17 protein-coding genes are annotated in these 19,377 nt (G+C 66.1%); 8 read left to right on the forward strand and 9 right to left on the reverse strand.

Annotated elements, in window-relative coordinates; genetic code table 11:
- Positions 1-138 precede the first annotated feature (138 nt).
- The 3 genes from A9179_RS01185 to A9179_RS01195 all read left to right on the forward strand — a co-directional run bounded on the left by A9179_RS01185 (position 139) and on the right by A9179_RS01195 (position 3,088).
- On the forward strand, positions 139-912 hold the full coding sequence (locus tag A9179_RS01185) for an ABC transporter substrate-binding protein (protein ID WP_187804036.1): 774 nt from the start codon (positions 139-141) through the stop codon (positions 910-912).
- Between the two features lie 69 nt (positions 913-981).
- On the forward strand, positions 982-2,094 hold the full coding sequence (locus A9179_RS01190) for a succinylglutamate desuccinylase/aspartoacylase family protein (RefSeq protein WP_187804037.1): 1,113 nt from the start codon (positions 982-984) through the stop codon (positions 2,092-2,094).
- A gap of 64 nt (positions 2,095-2,158) precedes the next feature.
- Positions 2,159-3,088, forward strand: a complete 930-nt coding sequence (locus A9179_RS01195) for a MurR/RpiR family transcriptional regulator (protein ID WP_187804038.1) — start codon at positions 2,159-2,161, stop codon at positions 3,086-3,088.
- A gap of 206 nt (positions 3,089-3,294) precedes the next feature.
- Here the strand turns inward: A9179_RS01195 and A9179_RS01200 are convergent, their stop codons facing one another.
- From A9179_RS01200 to A9179_RS01230, 7 genes are all read right to left on the reverse strand, one after another.
- Positions 3,295-4,089, reverse strand: a complete 795-nt coding sequence (locus A9179_RS01200; protein ID WP_187804039.1) for an ABC transporter ATP-binding protein — start codon at positions 4,087-4,089, stop codon at positions 3,295-3,297.
- An 11-nt stretch (positions 4,090-4,100) separates the two neighbouring features.
- The gene (locus A9179_RS01205; RefSeq protein WP_187804040.1) at positions 4,101-4,871 is read right to left on the reverse strand and encodes an ABC transporter permease; all 771 of its coding nucleotides are present in this window, start codon (positions 4,869-4,871) and stop codon (positions 4,101-4,103) included.
- Entirely contained in the window at positions 4,868-5,629 is a 762-nt protein-coding gene (locus A9179_RS01210; RefSeq protein WP_187804041.1) for an ABC transporter permease, read from the reverse strand. The genes A9179_RS01205 and A9179_RS01210 overlap by 4 nt, the downstream gene beginning before the upstream one ends.
- Before the next feature lies 1 nt (position 5,630).
- Positions 5,631-6,851, reverse strand: a complete 1,221-nt coding sequence (locus A9179_RS01215) for an MFS transporter (RefSeq protein ID WP_187804042.1) — start codon at positions 6,849-6,851, stop codon at positions 5,631-5,633.
- On the reverse strand, positions 6,838-7,893 hold the full coding sequence (locus A9179_RS01220; RefSeq protein WP_187804043.1) for an ABC transporter substrate-binding protein: 1,056 nt from the start codon (positions 7,891-7,893) through the stop codon (positions 6,838-6,840). The genes A9179_RS01215 and A9179_RS01220 overlap by 14 nt, the downstream gene beginning before the upstream one ends.
- Positions 7,894-7,955: 62 nt before the next feature.
- On the reverse strand, positions 7,956-9,008 hold the full coding sequence (locus A9179_RS01225) for an ABC transporter substrate-binding protein (RefSeq protein WP_187804044.1): 1,053 nt from the start codon (positions 9,006-9,008) through the stop codon (positions 7,956-7,958).
- A gap of 18 nt (positions 9,009-9,026) precedes the next feature.
- Positions 9,027-10,190: an LLM class flavin-dependent oxidoreductase gene (locus tag A9179_RS01230; RefSeq protein WP_187804045.1), complete on the reverse strand. Its 1,164-nt coding sequence runs from the start codon at positions 10,188-10,190 to the stop codon at positions 9,027-9,029.
- 345 nt (positions 10,191-10,535) lie between these two features.
- Here A9179_RS01230 and A9179_RS01235 point away from each other — a divergent pair, with 345 nt between their 5' ends.
- Complete coding sequence (locus A9179_RS01235) at positions 10,536-11,270, forward strand: class II aldolase/adducin family protein (RefSeq protein ID WP_187804046.1); 735 nt, start codon at positions 10,536-10,538, stop codon at positions 11,268-11,270.
- Positions 11,271-11,590: 320 nt separating this feature from the next.
- Here the strand turns inward: A9179_RS01235 and A9179_RS01240 are convergent, their stop codons facing one another.
- Together A9179_RS01240 and A9179_RS01245 are read right to left on the reverse strand one after the other, a co-directional pair.
- Positions 11,591-12,670, reverse strand: a complete 1,080-nt coding sequence (locus A9179_RS01240) for an ABC transporter substrate-binding protein (protein ID WP_187804047.1) — start codon at positions 12,668-12,670, stop codon at positions 11,591-11,593.
- Between the two features lie 52 nt (positions 12,671-12,722).
- Entirely contained in the window at positions 12,723-14,981 is a 2,259-nt protein-coding gene (locus A9179_RS01245; RefSeq protein ID WP_187804048.1) for a TonB-dependent receptor, read from the reverse strand.
- Positions 14,982-15,387: 406 nt separating this feature from the next.
- Between A9179_RS01245 and A9179_RS01250 the strand changes: the two genes are divergently transcribed.
- The 4 genes from A9179_RS01250 to A9179_RS01265 all read left to right on the forward strand — a co-directional run bounded on the left by A9179_RS01250 (position 15,388) and on the right by A9179_RS01265 (position 19,345).
- Positions 15,388-16,464, forward strand: coding sequence for a sigma-54 interaction domain-containing protein (locus tag A9179_RS01250; RefSeq protein WP_187804049.1), 1,077 nt, complete (start codon positions 15,388-15,390; stop codon positions 16,462-16,464).
- A gap of 302 nt (positions 16,465-16,766) precedes the next feature.
- Positions 16,767-17,663, forward strand: a complete 897-nt coding sequence (locus A9179_RS01255) for a LysR family transcriptional regulator (protein WP_187804050.1) — start codon at positions 16,767-16,769, stop codon at positions 17,661-17,663.
- Between the two features lie 3 nt (positions 17,664-17,666).
- Positions 17,667-18,569 carry a LysR family transcriptional regulator gene (locus A9179_RS01260; RefSeq protein WP_187804051.1) on the forward strand — a complete coding sequence of 301 codons (903 nt, stop codon included), beginning with the start codon at positions 17,667-17,669 and terminating at the stop codon, positions 18,567-18,569.
- Between the two features lie 149 nt (positions 18,570-18,718).
- Positions 18,719-19,345: a glutathione S-transferase family protein gene (locus A9179_RS01265; protein WP_187804052.1), complete on the forward strand. Its 627-nt coding sequence runs from the start codon at positions 18,719-18,721 to the stop codon at positions 19,343-19,345.
- Positions 19,346-19,377: the final 32 nt, after the last annotated feature.

Here is a 19,377-nt window from a genome sequence, read left to right on the forward strand (position 1 = left end):
ACACTCAAGCCAGGCCGCCTGATATGCGTGGCTACTGGGGCACGGGCTCACAAGGCCCGTGCTTGGACATTCGCCTGCAGGCGAATCACTGCACCTCACCCGAGAGGGTGGCCAACCATCCGCAACTGGAGTCATAAGATGAACAAGATTGCTCTGCTCGGCGCCCTGGCACTCTCAGCCTGCGCCTCTCTGGCACAGGCTCAGGAAACCCTGCGTATCGGAATCGAAGCGGCCTACCCACCCTTCGCCTTCAAGACGCCGGAAGGCCAGATCAGCGGTTTCGATTACGACATCGGTAATGCGCTGTGCGCGCAGATGCAGGTCAAGTGTGAGTGGGTCGAGCAAGCCTTCGACGGCTTGATTCCCTCGCTCAAGGTGCGCAAGGTCGACGCCGTGCTGTCGTCCATGTCGATCACCCCGGATCGCCTGAAGTCGGTGGACTTCACCAAGAAGTACTACCACACCCCCGGCAAGCTGGTGATGAAGGCCGGCAGCGAGGTCAAGGATCCGCTGAGCGATCTCAAGGGCAAGCGGGTCGGCGTGCAGCGCGCCTCCACCTATGATCGCTACGCCAGCGACAAATTCGCCGAAGCCGGCATCGAGGTGGTGCGCTACGGCTCGCAGAACGAAGCCTTCCTCGACCTGAAGTCCGGACGTATCGATGCGTCGCTGGCCGACGTGGTGAACATCAGCGAAGGCTTCCTCAAGACTGACGGTGGCGAGGGCTTCGCCCTGGTCGGCCCGGACTTCAACGACCCGAAATACTTCGGTAACGGCGCGGGCATCGCCGTGCGCAAAGGCGATGCCGCCACTGCCGAGAAGTTCAGCAATGCCATCGCCGCTCTGCGTGCCAACGGCAAGTACCAAGAAGTCCAGGGCAAGTATTTCGCCTACGACATCTACGGCCAGTAAGAGCCCGCTGCACAGGGGTGTCCGGCCTGTCCGGATGCCCCTTTTTTCTGCCCACGTACCAGGTAAGCCATGTTTCGAATCGATCACCCCCTGCCGTGGAACAGTCCCGGTACTGAGCGCTTTCTGAGCGTACTGCATTTCGGCCAGGGGCCGCGCAAAGCCTACATCCAGGCAGCTCTGCACGCCGACGAACTGCCCGGCATGCGCGTTGCCGTAGCCCTGCGCGAACGCCTCGCCGCGCTGGAGGCGAACGGCCGCCTGCTGGGCCGCGTAGAGCTGGTACCGGTGGCCAATCCGATTGGTCTGGCCCAGATGTTCCAGTCGACCCACCAGGGACGCTTCGACTTTTCCAGCGGCAAGAACTTCAACCGTGATTTCCCTGACCTGAGCGCCCTGGTCACCCCTCTGCTGCACTCGCAGCTGAGTGAGGACAGCGCCGCAAACCTGGCCCTGATACGCGAGCTGATGGTTCGTGCCCTGCAGGATCTGCCGCCGGCCGCAACGCCCTTCGAAGGGCTGCAGCGCCTGCTCCTCGGTCACGCCTGCACGGCCGACCTGGTGCTGGATCTGCACTGTGATTTCGAGTCGGTCATGCTGCTCTACGCCCTTCCTCAGCTGTGGCCACGGCTGTCCGGACTGGCCTCCCACCTGGGGGCACAGGCCGCGCTGCTGGCTGAAGACTCAGGTGGTCAATCGTTCGACGAAGCCTGCGCCACGCCGTGGCTGAAGCTGGCCGCTGCCTTTCCCGGCGCGGCCATTCCCAGCGCTTGCCTGGCGACCACCATTGAGCTCGGTGGCATGGCCGATACCGAGGCGCCGCGGGCAGAGGCAAATGCAGAGGCCATCCTCGCCTTTCTCGCCGAGCAGGGCTTTATCGACGGCAGCTGGCCGAGCCAACCGGCACACCAGTGCTCGGCAACACCCTTCGCGGGCGCCCAATACGCCTATGCCCCGCACCCGGGTGTGGTCAGCTACCTGCAGCCGCTGGGCGCGCGCGTTGCCGTGGGCGACCCCCTGTTCGAGGTCATCGACCCGCTCTCCGGCGCCCACAGCATTGTGCGAGCCACCACCACGGGGCTTCTCTATGCCCGGGAACGCCTGCGTTTCGCCCAGCCGGGCCTGTGGCTGGCCAAGGTGGCCGGGGCCGAGCCCATCCGCAGCGGCCGCCTGCTGAGCGACTGACGCTGCTGTAAGTCCAGCCATCGGATACACTCCGGCACCACCCTAGACAACGCCGCCGCTTACTATGAATCCAGCGCCGAACGACCTGACCGTCTACACCTCTCCGGTAATGCGCAAGCTGGCATCGGCTTCGCCCGATCTGCAGCCGTCTTTGCGCAAGGTGGCAGACTTCATTCTTCGTCATCCGCTGAAGGCGGCCACTCTGACCATCGAAGAGCTGGCGCAGGAAACCTCGACCTCCGCCGCGGCGGTCAACCGCCTGGCCCGCGCCCTCAAGCTGAGCGGCTTCAGTGCCCTAAAGGCGGCCCTGGTCAGCACCCTGCAGGATCTGGTGTCGCCGGTGGACAAGCTGCGCAACGAAATGGCCCAGCGTCCGGACGGCGCCTTCGGCCTGCACGAACAGATCCAGGTGGCCAGCGGCAACCTCGGCGCCGCCGCGAACAGCAACAGCCCCGCGACCTTTGAAGCCTTCGTCGACTGCCTGACCAAGGCTCGGCGCATCTACATACTCGGCTTCGGCAATAGTGCCTACATGGCCGGCCTGGCCGCCGCCAACCTGGTGCCCTACTGCGCGGACGCCGTTGCCATCAGCATGGAAGGCGGCAACGAAAACGCGGCCTATCGCCTGGCCGCCATCACCGAAAACGATGTGCTGCTGGCCATCTCGCTGCCGCGCTACTCGCTGGATACCATTCATCTGGCGCGCTTCGCCAACGAGCGCGGGGCACGCGTGCTGGCCATCACCGACACCCCCGCCTCACCCCTGGTGCGCCTGGCCGAGCATGTGCTGTTCGCCCCCGCCGATCACCCGATGCTGATCAGCTCCAACACAGTGGTACTGGCACTGATCGAGAGCCTGGTCGCCGCGGTGATGACGCGCAACAAGGAGGCGGTAAAGCTGGCCGCCGAGCTCACGGAAAGCGTGCTGTCGTACCTGCACATACCGGCAGAGCAACCTCGCGCGCGCAAGACCATGCGCAAACGCAAGGACTGACTGGGGGCTTCGCGGTTTACTTGCGCAGCGCGTTTTCATCCTCGCCGATCAGCGTTGCACCCCAGATACAAAGCAGCTGTGCCGGCTCCAAAGAGATGCCACTGACGCGTGCTGCGCCTGGCGACGGCTGACACAGCCGTAGCGCAAAGAGTCCCCGGCCAGCCGAGTCTTTTTCTGCTCGGCAATGGCCTATAAATGTCCGCGCTTCACGCTCCCGTCAGCTCCCCCAGCAGCTCGTCGCGCTGCTTCTGCAGGCGCGGCGCGTTGCGTTCGCGCGGGTGCGGCAGGTCGACCTGCACTTCATGCTTGATGCGCCCCGGGCGGGCGTCCATGACGATCACCCGGTCGCCCAGGTACAGCGCTTCCTCGACATCGTGGGTGACCATGATCATGGTGCTGCGCTGCTGCACCCAGATGCGTTGCAGCTCGCGCTGCAGGTGCACGCGGGTCAGGGCGTCGAGGGCGCCGAAGGGCTCGTCGAGCAGCAGCACCTTGGGCTGGGTGATCAGCGCGCGGGCAATTGCCGCGCGCTGCGCCATGCCGCCGGAGAGCTGGTGCGGGTAGGCCTGTTCGAAGCCGGTAAGGTTGACCAGGGCCAGGTGCTCGGCCACCCGCTCGGCCTTTTCCTGCTTGCCCAGACCCTGGTTCTGCAGGGCCAGGGCGACGTTCTGCTCGACGGTTTTCCAGGGGAACAGGCGGTGATCCTGGAACACGATGCCGCGTTCCAGGCTGGTGCCGGAAACGGCTTTGCCATCCAGCAGGATCTCGCCCTCGTACTCGTTCTCCAGGCCGACGATCAGGCGCAGCAGCGAGGATTTGCCGCAGCCGCTGGCGCCGACGATGCTGACGAACTCGCCGGGGCGCACCTGCAGGTCGATGTTCTGCAGCACCGGCAGGGCCTTGCCGTCGATGCGGTATTGCTTGTTCAGCCCGCGGATATGCAGGGCGCCGGACAGGCTCTGTTCGCTGCCGGTCAGGGGCGGGTGGAGAAGTGCATTCATCGGAGTACCTATCAACGAAGATTGCGCCAGCGCAGCAGGTGGCGGCTGAGGCGGGAAAACAACTGGCTCATGGTGTAACCGAGCAGGCCGATGCACAGCACGCCGATCACCACCACTTCCATGCGCGAGCCGGTCTCGGCGTTCATCATCAGGTTGCCCAGGCCCATGCCGGTGGAGAGGAACAGCTCGCAACCCACCGAGCTGACCCAGGCGAATGCCAGGGCATGCAGCACGCCGTTGCTCAGGCTCGGCAGGGCGCTGGGCAGCAGCACCTGGGTGAACTGCTGCAGCGGGGTCAACGCATAGATGCGGCCGACCTCGCGGTAGCGCGGCTCGACATGGCTGAAGCCCTCGAAGGTGTTCAGGGTCATGGGGTAGAAGGCGGCCAGGCTGACGATCAGCACCTTGGAGAACTCGCCGCTGCCGAACCACAGCGCCAGCAGCGGGATCAGACCGAGGATCGGCACCTGGCGCAGGGTGTGGTAGAGCGGTGCGAGCAGGCGTTCCGCGAGGCGCGAGAGCGCCATCAGCGCGCCGATGGCGAAGCCGGCCAGCACCCCGTAGAGCAGGCCCAGGCAGGTGCGCTGCAGGCTGGCCAGGGTGCTCAGCCACAGCTCGCCGCTGGCGACCAGTTCGGCCAGGCCGGCGCCGATCTGGCTCAGCGGCACGAAGGCGTAGGCATGGCTGGCGCTCTGGCGCGACAGGTATTCCCAGCCGGCCACCAGCAGCAAGGGCAGGAGCAGGCCGCGCAGGGGTTTGAGGTAACGCAGGGCGAGAGTCATGGGCGTGGCTTCCAGCGGAACAGGTGTTTTTCCAGCAGGCGAAAGCCGTAGTCGAGGATGAAGCCGACCAGGCCGGTGACCAGCACGCCGACCATCACGATGTCGATGCGCATCATCTGCCGGCTCATCTCGATCATCTGCCCCAGGCCGCTGTCGGCGGCCAGCAGTTCGGCCGCCACCAGCACCATCCAGGCGCGGCTGAGGCTGATGCGCAGGCCGGTGACGATGGGCGGCGCGGCGGCGGGGAAGGCCACGTCCTTGAGCAGGCTCCACAACGGCAGGCGATACACCGCGGCGACGTCGAAGTAGCTGCGCGGGATGCCCTTGACCCCTTCGCTGGCGGCCAGCGCCACCGGGAAGAAGGCGGCCTTGGTGACGATCAGCACCTTGAAGGTTTCCTCCACGCCGAAGAACAGGATGAACATCGGGATCAGCGCGATCGAGGGGATCTGCCGCAGGGTATGGAACAACGGCGCGCAGTAGGCCTCGACGTTCTTCGACAGGGCCATGGCGGTGCCGAACAGCAGGCCGCTGCCGGCACCGATGGCGAAACCGATGGCCAGGCGGCTCAGGCTGTTCTGCAGGTGTTCGCGCAGTTCGCCGCTACCGAGCAGTTCCAGGAACGCTTCATAGACATGCTGCGGCGGTACCAGCAGTTGCGACGGGTACCAGCCGGCGTTGGCCACCAGGAACCAGGCCAGCAGCACAGCCAGCGGCGAGAGGAACCAGCTCAGGCGGGTGAAGGTTGGCTGCAGCATCTCAACCCTCCTGCCCGAGAATCGGTGCGGCCAGCGGTTGCCGGCGTTGCTTGCGCAGCCAGCAGAACAGCGCGGCGAGCAGCACCAGCGGAATCCAGCAGAGGAACAGGTTGCCGAGGCCGACGAAGTGGCTGATCAGCCCGCCGAGCATGGCCCCGGAGAAACCGCCGAGCATGCCGGCCAGGTTGAACAGCCCGGAGATCTTGCTCTTGTCGACGCTGTGCTCGCCGAGCTGGGCCATGTTGACCAGGTGGATCAGCGCCGCCGCCGCACTCAGCAGCACCCCGCCGGCGGCCAGCAGCCAGTAGCCGTGGGCGCTGCCGAGCAGCAGCAGGCCGGCCAGCGCGGCGCTCAGGCTGGCGATATAGGCAAAGCGCCGGCCGCTGCGTTCGATCAGGTAGCCGAAGCCGAACAGGCCAGCCACCGAGGCCAGGCCCTGGATCATCACCAGGCTCACCGCCTCGCTCTGCGACAGCCGCGCCACGTCCATGGCGAGGAGGATGATGAAGGTGCCGAACAGCGAGTTGGTGGCGCCGGATAGCAGCTCGATCAGGCAGCTTTCGGCGATCTCCACATGCTCGAGCATGGCCCTGACCTGAGCGAAGATGCCGCCCAGTTCGGCGGCCGTGTCGGCCTGCACCGGGACGATCTGCTCGCCCTCCCAGAAGCCCAGGCTGTATACCGCCATCAGGCCGAAGCACAGGCCGATCACCACGAAGCCAAAGGTGAAGCCGCTGCTGCCGCTCAGCCAGTTGCCCAGCAGCGGGCCGAGCAGGCCCATGCCCAGGGTCAGCGAGCCGCGGTACCAGCCGGCCTTGTCGTTGCCGATGCGCTTGAGTTGACGCAGGAACGCGCTGTTCATGGCAACGATGCGGAACGGGATGCACAGGCCGATCAGCAACCGGGCGAAGGCCAGCCACAGCCAGCCGCCGAACAGCGGGATGGCCAGGTTGAGCAGCATCGGCCCGAGGCTGGCGAGGAAGTACACGCGGCGCGCGCCGTAGCGGGCGATGACGAAGCCGGCGGGCAGGGTCAGCAGCACCATGCCCAGCGACTCCATCGCCGAGATGAAGCCGAGCTGCATGGCGTTGGCGCCGATCTCGATGGCGTACAGGGTGGTGATGATCTTCGCCATGCCGATGGTGGCGCCGCTGAAGGCGGCCAGCAGCATGAAATTGGCGAGGAAGGCGCCGGGCCGGCCGCCGTTTTCAGATGGCGACATTGACCGTCTCCAGCAACTGCTCGAAGGGCCGTGGCTCGATCCACTGGCGCACGTCGAATCCGCGCGGGATGAAGTCCCAGCGCTCGAGGAAATTGGTGAGATCCTGCAGCGCGCCGATCGAGCGTTCGGCCAGGTTGGTCTGCAGGCGCAGGTGGGCGTCGTCGCCATAGGCGTTGGCCACCCAGTACTCGCTGGTGTTCAGCTCGCGGGCGAGGAAGCGCCGGGTTTCCTCGGGATGGGCCCAGGCCCACTGCTCGGCGCGCAGCACGGTCTGGAGAATCAGCGTGGCGGCGTCGAAGTGCTGGTCGAGCAGGTGCTGGTCGACGGTCAGGGTGCGCGGCGTGCCGATATTGGCGCGGATCAGCGGGTCAGGGTGCGAGCCGACATCCACCACTACGCGCAGGCCGAATTCGTCGGCCAGCTGCAGGCCGTGGGCGCCCTTGAGGAAGATCGCGTCGATGTCGCCGCGCAGCAGGCCGATCAGCTCGTTGTTGCGCTGGCGCACGCGGTTGCCGTTGAAGGTGATCTGCGCGCCGTAGACGTGGCGCACCGGGTCGTCGCTGTAGGTGCCGCCGTAGGGGTAGTCGACCAGCTCGACCTCATCGACGCGCAGGCCTTCCAGGCTCAGGGCGTTTTCCAGGCCGCGCAGGGCCTGGGCGCGGGTGAAGTCGATCTGCACGTTGGCCCATTTGGGCAGGCCGAAGCGGCGGTTCTTCAGGTCGCGGATGCTGTGCACGCCGCTGTCGGGGCTGGTCACCAGCAGTTGCACTTCGTCGCCCCAGGACAGGCCGATCACCCGCGTGGCGCGGCCCGTGGCCCTGGCCCAGATGGCCGGAATATTGCCGCCGTGGCGCACCGAGTTGTGCAGGTGATGGTCGTAGTGGGCTTCGCGCACTTCGCGGTCGGAGGACTCGCGCAGTGCCTGGATGCGCGTGCCGAGCGGCTGGAAGGCTTGCGCCAGGCGGCCGGATTCGACGGCAATGCCGAGCCCGGTGGGAACCGGGCTGTGGGTGTACCAGAGGGTGTCCAGGGGTGTGCTCATAAACTAACGGGGTTCCACAAAAGCCTGGCCCCGCGACCGTTGTCGGTGCGGGGCAGGGGAAGTCAGCCGGCGCGTTTGGCGACTGCGCTGCGCAGGGTTTCCAGCGGGCGCGGGTCGATCCAGTCGCGCACCGAGAAGGTCTGCGGGATGAAGGCCCAGCGCTGCAGGAAGTCGGTGAAATCCTGCAGGGCGACGATGGAGCGCTCGTCGAGGTTGGTGCGCAGGCGCTGGTGGGCGTCGTCGCCGTAGGCCTGGGTCACCCAGAACTCGCTGCTGTTGGTCTCGCGGGCCAGGTAGCGGTGGGTGTCGTCCGGGTGGGTCCAGGCCCATTCCTCGGCGCGCAGCACCGAGCTGAGGATGCCGACCGCGCTGTCGTAGTGCTGCTCGAGCAGGTTGAGGTCGACGCTCAGGGTGCGCGGCGTGCCGTTGTTGGCGCGGATCAGCGGCTCAGGGTGCGAGCCGGTGTCGATCACCGTGTGCAGGCCGAACTGCTGGGCCAGCTGTGCGGCGCTGGCGCCCTTGAGGAAGATCGCGTCCACCTCGCCACGCAGTAGGCCGACCAGCTCGGCGTTCTGCCCGCCACGCCGGCCACCGAAGGCGGCCAGGCCGTTGCGGCTCTGCGCCGCTTCATCGCTGAAGGTGCCGCCCTGCAGGTAGTCGACCAGTTCGACGTCGCTGACTTCCAGGCCGTCCAGCTTCAGTGCGTTTTCCAGGCCACGGATGGCCTGGGCGCGGGTAAAGTCGATCTGCGCGTTGGCCCAGTTGGGCAGGCCGAACTTGCGGCCCTTGAGGTCCTTGGCGGTTTTGATGCCGCTGTCCGGGGTGGTCAGGATCAGCTGCACCTCGTCGGCCCAGGACAGGCCGATCACCCGCGTTTCGCGGCCGCTGGCGCGGGCCCAGATGGCCGGGATGTTGCCGCCGTGGCGGACCGAGTTCTGCAGGGTATGGTCGAAGTGCGATTCGCGCACCGCCTGGTTGTCCGACTCGCGCAGCGACTTGATGCTGGTGCCCTGGGCGCCCAGGGTTTCCTCCAGCCAGCCTTTCTGCACGGCGATGCCAAGGCCGGTCGGAACCGGGCAGCGGGTGTACCAGAGAGTGTCCAGTGGTTTACTCATGATGGGCTTCCTTGCTGATCAGGCGCGCTTGAGCGCAGTGGGTTGGCTGTCGGTTTGGCTTGTGCGGGCGTGTACCAGCGGCAGGACTTCCTGGCCAATGCGCAGGGCCTCTTCCAGGTGCGGGTTGCCGGCCAGGATGAAGGTCGAGAAACCGGCATCGCGGTACTCGGCCAGGCGCTCGGCGACGTTCTCGTGGCTGCCGACCAGGCCCACGGTCGGGCCCGGCTTGGCCTTGCCGAAACCGGCCCACAGGTTGGGGCCGAGGATCAGGTCGTCGAAGCGCTCGACGTTCTGGTGGTAGGCGGTCTGCCGCGCCGCGCCGACCGAGTCGGAGCCGCTGGCGAAGCCCTTGATGAAGGCGCTGGTCTTGGCGTCGATACGCTCGTACTGGCGGCGCAGCTCGCTCCAGGCGGCCTCTTCGGTCTCGCGGGCGAACAGGTCGATACGGATGCCGAAGCGCACCTCGCGGCCCTGCTTGGCGGCCAGCTCACGCACGCGCTCGATGTGCGGCTTGAGCTTGTCCACCGGCTCGGCCCAGTTCAGGTAGACGTCGGCATGCTTGGCCGCGACGTCCAGCGCCGGGTCGGAGAAGCCGGAGAAGTACACGCCGGGCTTGCGCTCGTTGCGCAGGCCGAGCGGCAGCGCACCGTTCTCCAGCTGGTAGATATCGCCCTGGTAGCTGAACTGCTCGTTGCTCCACAGGCCGTCAATGATGTCGAGGAACTCGCCGGTGCGCTGGTAGCGCTTGTCGTGTTCGAGGAAGTCGCCGTTGGCGCGCTGGCTGGCCGGGTTGCCGCCGGTGATGATGTTCCACTCCAGGCGACCACGGCTGAGGTTCTGCAGGATCGCCGCCTGCTGCGCGGCGTAGGCCGGCAGGGTCCAGGTGGCCTGGAAGGCGATCAGGAACTTGATCCGCCGGGTCTCGCGGGCCAGCGCGGCGGCGGCGATCCATGGCTCGGGGCCGGTGGGCAGCAGGGCGCCTTCGAAGCCGGCGATCTCGGCCGCTTTCGCCACCTGGGCGATGTAGTCGATGTAGGTGAAGCCATCCGGCTCGCCGTTGGGCAGACGGCCCGGGGCGATGTTGCCGGGGCGGTGGTGGGCCGCGCCGCGGTTGTTCTTGTCCGAGGCCAGGTAAGGGCCATCGCTACCCAGCGGTAGACGCCAGAAAAATTCGGTGCTCATGGCAGTGCTCCAGTGCTGCTTGACGGGTACCCGCAGCGACTCGGCGCCCAGGTTGCCAGGACTAGAGCAAGGCCTGTGCCGAAAGGCTGGAGGCCACGGGCTGCGTGGCTTGCAAGCCTTTCAGTGGTGGCCACTGGCGGGGTATTGCTGGTACAGCAGCACCCCGCCAGCACTGGCTGCTGGGACGGCAGCAGGAATGCGCTAAAGAGCTATGGAGTTATCGGTGAATAATTTCAACTTATTGAAATAGAAGGGTTTTTATTGCTGGCACAAGTCCTGCTCTGGAGCCTGTCAGAGCCGCGCAAGCAGGCGCGACTTACGACTAGCCTAGACAGGAGCTTCACCATGACCGCCAGCCTCACCCCGCAACAACTCGCCCAGCTCGACCAGGCCAAGCGCGATTTCGCCAAGGCCTTTCGCGTGCTCAAGGAGACCCGCACGCTGACCGCCACCAACACCTACCAGGCCTATGTACGGGTGCCGGACAGCGACCTGGTGATCGCCCTGCACGCGCCGGGCCCGTGGGCCGATGACGAGGAGATCCGCGCCGTGGTGGCCAGCTACGACGGCGACGTGGTGCTCGATGAAACCCTGGAAGGCAGCTCGCCGCTCAGCGGCAGCAAGGCCGGTGGCAACGGCAAGCGCTATGCCGGGGTGTTCCAGAACCGCGCCGAGGTCAACGTGGTGATCCACGTGCACACGCCTTACCTGGGCGGCTGGGCCAGCGCCCACCGCGTGCTGCCGATCCGCTACGCCGCTTCCCAGCGCGTGACCCTGGCCCGCGAGCTGCCGCTGTACCTCAATCGGCGCCAGCCGGAGCACGCCTTTATCGTCGAACAGCTGGAAGCCAACCCGCACACCCCGGCGATTCTCGAAGCCAACGGCGGCGCGACCTTCTGGGGTACCAGCATCATCCAGGCCTCCAAGCTGATTCTGCTGATCGAGGAAGGCGCCTACTTCCAAGGGCTGGCGGAAATCTTCGGCGGTTCGCAGGAGTTCGGCCCCGGCGTGCTGGAACAGCAGTGGAAAATGACCGGCCTGTGGGGCCAGGGCCAGAAGCTGCTGGAGCAGGCGGCCTGATCGAGCACTGCATGAAAAAGCCCTCGCGAGAGGGCTTTTTTAATGGCTGTGTACCTGTTCGCTGTTGAATCACCCCTCCCGGCCGGTTAGTCCTGCGCGCCTGGATTCCCGCGCAGGCGGGAATCCAGTGGGCTGGCGCGGTGTAACACCGCAGGCGGGTTTTCTCGCCGGCAACATGTAATGGCGACGTCGAGAGGAAGCGTTTGGATCAGTGCTGGCCAGGGTCTCTGTCCTGTCAGTCGCAGTAGGGCGGGTGAAACCCGCGTTGTTCCGGCGCGGGTTGCAGCCGCCCTACAGATCAAGCGTTGGGCTGCGCCAGATCAGGGCTGGCGGGCCAGGTTCTGCGCGCTGTCCGGCCAGTAGTGCTGCAGCTGCAGATCCTTGAGGCCCTGCTCGACGAAGCGTGGCTCCAGCAGTTCGTCGACCTTGACCTCGCCACGGATCAGCTTGGCCTTCTGGCTATAGGCGATGCCGTCGATGTAGTGCTGTTTCAGCGCCTGGTCGTACAGCGGGGTGAAGTGGTTGCTCCAGGGCTCGCCGGCGGCTTCGCGCTGCAGCACGCTGAGCGGCTGGCCGGATTGCGCCAGGTAGTTCTGGTAGGTGTCCTGGTTGGCATCCTGGGCGGACCAGTAGGCAGCCTTCAGGTAGGCGGTGACCACCAGCTGGGTCAGCTCCGGCTGCTGGGCGACGAAGTCGCTGGCGCCCCACAGCTCGGCGCGCATCTTCCAGTCCAGCGGGGCCTGCTTGCTCGACCAGATGATCTTGCCGACCTGCTTGTCTTCCAGCAGGAAGGCGTCGCTGAGGGTGAAGAAGGCGTCCACCCGCCCGGCGCTGAGCGCGGCGCCGCCGGCCTGCGGGTTGAGGTTGAAGATGCGGAAGTCGTCGAAGCCGAGCTGGTTGGCCTCGATCAGCTTGGCGAACGACAGCTCCCACGGCCGGCCACGGTGCAGGGCGATGCGCTTGCCCTTGAGGTCGGCGATCGATTGCGCGCTGGAGCCGTTGGGCACCACCAGGTAGACGTGGTTACCGCTGCCGCCCGGGGCGATCAGCTTGGTCGAGACGCCCGAGGCGTTGGCGATGATCGACGGCAGGTCGCCGTAGAAGGCGAAGTCGATACGCTTGTTGGCGAACTCCTCGTTGACGAAGGTGCCGACCGAGGCGGTGGCCGCCGGTACCCATTGCAGCTTGATGTTGCGCTTGGCCAGTTCCTGCTCCAGCCACTTGTCGCGATCCATCACATAGGCCGGGCCGTTGAAGGTGACCTTGCCGGCGTTGGCGTAGGCCACGGTGGCGATGCGCAGGGTCTGCGGTGTTTCGCTGGCAACCGCCTGGGTGACCAGCAGGGCCGCCGGCAGTAGCGCCAGGCGGCGCAGCAGGCGGGTCAGGGTTGATCTGTGCATAGCGATATCCTCGCTGGGAAGCCCGCAACCGCAAGGTCACGGGCGGGGTGGATCAGAAGTCGGTGGTGACCGAGAGGCCCGCGGTGCGCGGGTCGCCGAACATCACGGCGGCGGTCTGGAAGCCGCCCGGCAAGGTGTGGTTGCGGTATTCCTTGTCGGTCAGGTTGTTGACGTAGGCGGTGACGCGGGTGGTGTCGCCCGGCAGCTCGTAGGTGACGCGCGCGTTGCCCAGGGTGTAGCCGCCGCTACGCATGTTCTGGCTCTGGTCGTTGGAGAAGAAGTACTGGCGGCTGCGGGTGTTCCAGTCGGTGCCGAGCACCACGGCGCCGCCGACGTCCAGCGGGATGCGGTAGTCGGCGCCGAGTACCGCCGAGACGTTCGGCGCGCGGACGAACTTGTTGCCCGAGTAGTCGTTGCTGCCGGAGGTGTAGTCGGTGAACTCGGTGTGCAGCAGGCCGAGGGCGAAGTTCAGGTGCAGGTTTTCCACCGGGATGGCTTCCAGCTCGAACTCGGCGCCGTAGGCCTCGCCCTGGGCACCATTGGCCAGCCGCGACACGGTCTGGTTGTTCACTGCGGTCACGATGTTCAGCTGGATGTCTTCGTAGTCGTAGTAGAAGACGCTGGCGTTGGCGTTGAGGCGGCCGTCCAGCCATTCCGACTTGAGGCCCAGCTCGTACGAGGTGAGGTACTCCGGATCCACCGTGGCCACGGTTGCCTGGCTCACCGCGTTGGTGTTGTAGCCACCGGAGCGGAAGCCATAGGCGTAGCGGAAGTACACCCGGGCGTTGTCCGAGACGCGGTATTCCGGGGTCAGGTCGTAGGTGTAGTCGCTCCAGGTATTCTCCTCGTCCTGGGTGGCGTTGACCCGCAGCGGCGAGGTGACGTTGCCGACCTGCCACCAGTCGTCGCCGGCGAAGTTGGCGGCGCCCTGGTTCTGCAGGCGGCGCAGGTCGATGTCCTTGGTCTCGCGGGTCCAGCGCAGGCCGGCGGTGAGGCTGAAGTCATCGGTGAAGTTGTAGGTGCTGCTGCCGAACAGCGCGTAGCTCTCGGTGCCCTGGTTGAAGCGGGTGTTGTTGTACGAGCGTGGGATATACGGGTTGCTCAGCGCTGCGCTGGCGTTTTCCGAGTCCAGGTCTTCGTTGAAGTAGTGGAAGCCGAGTACCCAGTTCAGGCGATCTTCGCGCGGCGAGGCGAGGCGGAACTCCTGCGACCACTGCTTGCTGTCGGCGTAGCTGTAGCTGCGCTGCAGTTCCAGCGGGGTGTTGTCGCTGTCGGTCAGGCCGTCGCGCTTGAAGTGCTCGAAGGCGCTGATCGAGGTCAGCTCCAGGTCGCCGAGCTGCCAGACCAGGTTGAGGTTGGTGCCGGCCTGGTCGATGTCCGCTTCGTACTTGGCGTTGAAGTTGGCTTTGCCCTGTTCGGGATCGATATGGTAGCCGAAGGCATTCTTGCCCCCCGGCCGCAGGCCGTAGCTGACCGTGCCGTAGCTGGCGGTGTCGTGGTAGCTGCGCGCATGCAGGTTGAGGTTGGCGTCCAGGGTGTCGGACAGCCGCGCGGCGAACTGCAGGCGTACGGCATCGTCTTCCAGTGCACCTTCGTCGTTGTCGTCGTTGAGGTTCTCGACATAGCCGTCGCGGCCCTGGTGACGGAACGACACACGGGCGGCCAGGCGCTCGTCGACCAGCGCATCGCTCACCGCGCCCTCGACCACGCGATTGGCGTAGTCACCGACGTCGACCTTGAAGTAGCCATCGGGATCGAAGGTCGGGCGGCGCGAAATGAAGTTGATCGCGCCAGCCGTGGTGTTCTTGCCCCACAGCGTGCCCTGCGGGCCGCGCAGCACTTCGACGCGCTCCTGGTCGAAGAGGGGGAAGCCCGTGGCGCTGATGTTGGCGATGTACACGTCGTCGACATAGATGCCCACCGGGCTGACGGTATTGGCGCCCTGGTCGCCGGTGCCGAGGCCGCGAATCCACCAGCGCGGGCGGCCGTGGCCGTCGGTGGTGCCGGCGGAGGCGTTGGGAATGTAGCGGGTCACTTCGTTGGCCGACTGCAGCGAGTCGTCGCGGATCTTGTCGCCGCTGAGCACGGAGATCGGTGCCGGTACTTCCTGCACGCTTTCTTCGCGCTTCTGTGCGGTCACCACCACCTTGGCCAGGGTCGGTGAGCTGCTTTGCTCGCTGCCGTCTTGCTCGGCACTCTGTGTGCTGGCCGGCGCTGTTGCGTCGGCGGCGTAGCCCTGGCTCAGGTACAGACTGGCCAGCCCGCCCAGCCCCCAGGCGATGGCGACGGAAAGTGTGGTGCGTTTGAACATGTTGCCCCCAATTGCGGATAGGACGCAGCGCTGGCCGGTGATCCGGCGGCGGCGTCGAACGATTCGTGTCGGTAGATGCGTTGCGCTGGTGTGCTGGCTCACGCGGGCGGCCTCTCATGGGCCGTATGACGCTATCGCAACAACCGTACCGAGTCGGGTTATGGGCTTTTATTGTTTTTATCTACATGATTTTTAAGGATTTATATTCCTGTGGCGGCATTTTTTGCGTGCTTGTCGGGGTCTGCTCAGGCAGCAGTCGCTGCTGAACGATTGCTGCCAGGGAAGCAGTCCATGGTGGGAATTCGACATATCTCCGTATGGAATATGTAAATGATTAATTATGATTTTTTAATTATAAAAATATCGGCCACTATCCCGGCGACTGCCTATCAATGGATCTGCCGACATGTCGTTGCTCACTCACCCTCAAGCCCGTGAACTGACCAAGTCGGTTCGTGCCACGGTGCTGGTGTTCAAGGATCCGCGCTCGCAGGAGCTGCTCAATCGCATCGAGCGCCTGGCGCCCAGTGAGGCCAACGCCCTGATCATTGGCGAGACCGGCACCGGCAAGGAGCTGGTAGCCCGGCATATCCATCACCTCAGCCGGCGCGGCAAGGCGCCATTCGTGGCGGTGAACTGCGGCGCGTTTCCGGAAAGCCTGGTGGAGAGCGAGCTGTTCGGCCACGAGAAGGGCGCCTTCACCGGGGCGGCGAGCAGCAAGGCCGGCTGGTTCGAGGCGGCCAACGGCGGCACCCTGTTCCTTGACGAGATCGGCGACCTGCCGCTGAACATGCAGGTCAAGCTGCTGCGCGTGCTGCAGGAGCGCGAGGTGGTGCGCCTCGGTTCGCGCAGCCCGATCCCCATCGATGTGCGCCTGGTGGCGGCGACCAACGTCAACCTGGCCGATGCGGTGGTGGCCGGGAATTTTCGCGAGGATCTGTTCTACCGCCTGCACGTGGCGACCATTCGTTTGCCACCGTTGCGCGAACGGCCGGGCGACATCCTGCCGCTGGCCGAGTTCTTCGTCGATGAACACTGCCAGCGCCTCGGTTACCAGCGCGCCACCTTGAGCAACGAAGCGGCGCGCAAGCTGCTGACCCATAGCTGGCCGGGCAATATCCGCGAGCTGGAAAACGCCATCCACCATGCGCTGCTGGTCTGCCGCAACCAGCAGGTACAGCCCGGCGACCTGCACCTGGCCGACATGCGCCCGAGCAGCAGCCGCGCGGAACTGAGCCATGGCACGGCGTCCTTGCCGGCACCGGAGCTGAGCCTGGAAGCGGCGCTGACGGCGCTGTACGAGAAGAACCTGCCGGAGCTCTACGAGCACATCGAGGAAACCATCTTCCGCAGCGCCTACCGTTTCTGCCACGGCAACCAGTTGCAGACCGGCCGCCTGCTGGGCATCAGCCGCAACATCGTGCGGGCGCGACTGGAGAAGATCGGCGAACTGGAGCCCTCGACGCGCAGCGCTGCGTTGTAGCGAGGCCTAACCTGAAGCCCCCGGTCGCTGGATGCGGCCGGGGGCTTTTTTGTGGCCGGCAATCGGGCGTTGGGCTAGCGCAGACCGGCACATCAACGAGGATGGTCGCGCGCTGCATCACCCGGTGCACCGGACGGTTGTCCCAGAAGACCATGTCGTTGCCCGGCCAGCGCCAGCGCATGCTGAATTGCGGGCCACTGATTGCCGGGCCTAGCGCAGTATTAGACTAGGGCCAAACGCTACGCTGTTAGCGGCTCGGCCCACTCTGCAGACTGGCGGTGATCGTGGACAGGTTTCAGGAAATGAAGGTGTTGTTGGCGGTCGCGGAAGCGGAAAGCTTTGCCGGGGGCGCCAAGCTGATGGGTATGTCGCCTCCGAGCGTGACGCGGGTGATCGCGGGGCTGGAAAATCGCCTCGGCACCCTGCTGCTGGCCCGTAGCACGCGCAGTCTGCGCCTGACCGAGGCGGGCCGGCGCTATGTGGAGGACTGCAAGCGCATCCTGCTCGACCTGGAGGAAGCCGACGAGCTGGCCGCCGGCAGCAGCAGTCGTGTGCGCGGCAACCTGAGCGTGACGGCGCCAGTGATGTTCGGCGAGTTGTTCCTGATTCCGCTGATCACCGAATACCTCGCAGAGCACCCGGAGGTGTCGATCAACGCCCTCCTGGTGGATCGCCTGGTGAGCATGGTCGACGAGGGCCTGGACGTGGCGGTGCGCATCGGCAAGCTGCCCGACAGCGGCCTGCAGGCGATCCGGGTGGGCGCCATCCGCCCGGTGATCTGCGCCGCTCCGGCCTTTCTCGACCGCGTTGGCCGACCCCAGGCGCCCAAGGATGTGCTGAGCGCGCCCATCGTCATGTCGTCGGCCAGCAGCCTGCTCACCGACTGGCAGTTCAACGGCGTGCAGGGTGCTCTCACCCTGCACCCCAAGCCGCGCTTGCTGGTCAGCTCCAACCAGGCCGCAATCAATGCCGCGCGCATGGGCTGGGGGCTGACGCGGGTGCTGTCGTACCAGGTCGCCGAGCTGGTGGCCAAGGGCGAGTTGGAGATCGTCCTCGAGGACTACGAAACCGCGGCGCTGCCGGTGCACGTGCTGTACCAGGGCGACAGGCGCATTTCGGCCAAGGTGCGTACCTTCGTCGACTTCTGCACCCAGCGCTTCCAGCAGGATCCGGCGTTGCAGTCGGCGACGGTGGCCTGAGGCATGAGCCGCTACCGGCAGATGCAGGTGTTCGATGCCGTGGTGCAGGCCGGCAGCCTGGCCGCCGCCGCGCGCCAGCAGGAACTGTCGGTGGCGACCATCATGCGCACCATCGACGCGCTGGAGGCACGCCTGAATTCCACCCTGCTGATTCGCGGGCCGCGCGGGGTGAGCCTGAGCCCTGCCGGCGAGCAGTTCGCCCTGAGCTGCCGGCAGATCCTCGAACAGACCGAGCAGGCCGAACGCTCGGCGGCCGGTGTGCACGCCTGCTCGGGCGGACAGCTGACGCTGGCGCTGCCATTGCTGATGGAGCACCAGGTGCTCACGCCTATCGCGCTTGCCTACCTCGACGCCTTCCCCGACGTGCAGCTGGCCACCCGCGCCAGCCACGGCACGCCCAGGCTGCTGGAGGAGGGCATCGATGTGGCGCTGGTGGTCGGCCAGCTGGCCAACTCCTCCGAGTTTGCCCAGTCCCTCGGTGAGGTGCGGCCGATCATCTGCGCTGCACCCGGCTACCTGGCCCAGTGGGGCCAGCCGCAGACCCCGGACGACCTCAAGGCCCACCGTGCGGTGGTCGCCTCGGCTCCCGGCTACGACGCGCCCTGGCAGTTCCGTTGCGAGCGCAACACGCGCCAGGTCAAACCCAGGCCGGTGCTGACCTGCACCACCCAGCGCGCGGCCATCCACGCTGCCGTCCTGGGCCTGGGGCTGATCCGCTGCATGAGCTACGAAGCCCATGCCGAGCTGCAGAGCGGCCTGCTCGAGCCGGTGCTGCAGCCCTTCGCCAGCGCCGGCGTGCCGGCGCAGCTGATCTACCGCCACGGCCGCCGCGCCGAGGCGCGGGTGCGCAGCTTCATCGACTTCGCTACGCCACGGCTGCGCGCCCACCCCGCCTTCTGCGGCTGACGTACCCGCGCCACTCTTTCAGAAAACGGAATTATGGATTGCCCAGCGTGGTGATTCTGCTTGCCCCTGCATGGGCGCAGCATGGCTCCAACAGCGCAACACCCCCGCACAGTGCGCTGACCACTCACACAAGTAACGGAGCCACGATCATGACCAACGCCATCAAACTCTACCGCCACCCGCTGTCCGGCCACGCCCATCGCGTCGAGCTGATGCTCTCGCTGCTCAACCTGCCCACCGAGCTGGTGTTCGTCGACCTGGCCAACGGTGCGCACAAGAAGGCCGAGTTCCTGGCCATCAACGCCTTCGGCCAGGTGCCGGTGATCGATGACAACGGCACCCTGCTCAGCGACTCCAACGCGATCCTGGTCTACCTGGCCAAGCGCTACGGCAGCGGCAGCTGGCAGCTCAATGACCCGCTGCACGAGGCACGCGTACAGCGCTGGCTGTCGGTCGCCGCCGGTCAGGTTGCCTACGGCCCGGCAGCTGCACGACTGATCACGGTGTTCGGCGCGTCCTTCAATGCCGACGAGGTGATCACCCGTGCTCATGCCCTGCTCAAGGTGATGGAGACCGAGCTGGCGGCCAGCCCGTTTCTCGCCGGCAGCGAGCCGAGCATCGCCGATGTCGCCAACTACAGTTACATCGCCCATGCCCCGGAAGGCAACGTCTCGCTGGAGGCCTACCCGAACGTGCGTGCCTGGCTGCAACGCATCGAAGCCCTGCCTGGTTTCGTGCCGATGCAACGCACCGCCGCAGGTCTGCAAGCCAGCTGAGTGTCGACCCGGCTGCCGGGTTTCCCGGCAGC

The sequence above is a fragment of the Pseudomonas alcaligenes genome, from assembly GCF_014490745.1.
Lineage (GTDB): Bacteria > Pseudomonadota > Gammaproteobacteria > Pseudomonadales > Pseudomonadaceae > Aquipseudomonas > Aquipseudomonas alcaligenes_C.

Excerpts from the sequence above, each read along its gene's own strand:
- A9179_RS01185 (WP_187804036.1), top strand. The coding sequence starts at position 139 with ATGAACAAGATTGCTCTGCTCGGCGCCCTGGCACTCTCAGCCTGCGCC.
- A9179_RS01190 (WP_187804037.1), top strand. The coding sequence starts at position 982 with ATGTTTCGAATCGATCACCCCCTGCCGTGGAACAGTCCCGGTACTGAG.
- A9179_RS01195 (WP_187804038.1), top strand. The coding sequence starts at position 2,159 with ATGAATCCAGCGCCGAACGACCTGACCGTCTACACCTCTCCGGTAATG.
- A9179_RS01200 (WP_187804039.1), bottom strand. The coding sequence starts at position 4,089 with ATGAATGCACTTCTCCACCCGCCCCTGACCGGCAGCGAACAGAGCCTG.
- A9179_RS01205 (WP_187804040.1), bottom strand. The coding sequence starts at position 4,871 with ATGACTCTCGCCCTGCGTTACCTCAAACCCCTGCGCGGCCTGCTCCTG.
- A9179_RS01210 (WP_187804041.1), bottom strand. The coding sequence starts at position 5,629 with ATGCTGCAGCCAACCTTCACCCGCCTGAGCTGGTTCCTCTCGCCGCTG.
- A9179_RS01215 (WP_187804042.1), bottom strand. The coding sequence starts at position 6,851 with ATGTCGCCATCTGAAAACGGCGGCCGGCCCGGCGCCTTCCTCGCCAAT.
- A9179_RS01220 (WP_187804043.1), bottom strand. The coding sequence starts at position 7,893 with ATGAGCACACCCCTGGACACCCTCTGGTACACCCACAGCCCGGTTCCC.
- A9179_RS01225 (WP_187804044.1), bottom strand. The coding sequence starts at position 9,008 with ATGAGTAAACCACTGGACACTCTCTGGTACACCCGCTGCCCGGTTCCG.
- A9179_RS01230 (WP_187804045.1), bottom strand. The coding sequence starts at position 10,190 with ATGAGCACCGAATTTTTCTGGCGTCTACCGCTGGGTAGCGATGGCCCT.
- A9179_RS01235 (WP_187804046.1), top strand. The coding sequence starts at position 10,536 with ATGACCGCCAGCCTCACCCCGCAACAACTCGCCCAGCTCGACCAGGCC.
- A9179_RS01240 (WP_187804047.1), bottom strand. The coding sequence starts at position 12,670 with ATGCACAGATCAACCCTGACCCGCCTGCTGCGCCGCCTGGCGCTACTG.
- A9179_RS01245 (WP_187804048.1), bottom strand. The coding sequence starts at position 14,981 with ATGTTCAAACGCACCACACTTTCCGTCGCCATCGCCTGGGGGCTGGGC.
- A9179_RS01250 (WP_187804049.1), top strand. The coding sequence starts at position 15,388 with ATGTCGTTGCTCACTCACCCTCAAGCCCGTGAACTGACCAAGTCGGTT.
- A9179_RS01255 (WP_187804050.1), top strand. The coding sequence starts at position 16,767 with ATGAAGGTGTTGTTGGCGGTCGCGGAAGCGGAAAGCTTTGCCGGGGGC.
- A9179_RS01260 (WP_187804051.1), top strand. The coding sequence starts at position 17,667 with ATGAGCCGCTACCGGCAGATGCAGGTGTTCGATGCCGTGGTGCAGGCC.
- A9179_RS01265 (WP_187804052.1), top strand. The coding sequence starts at position 18,719 with ATGACCAACGCCATCAAACTCTACCGCCACCCGCTGTCCGGCCACGCC.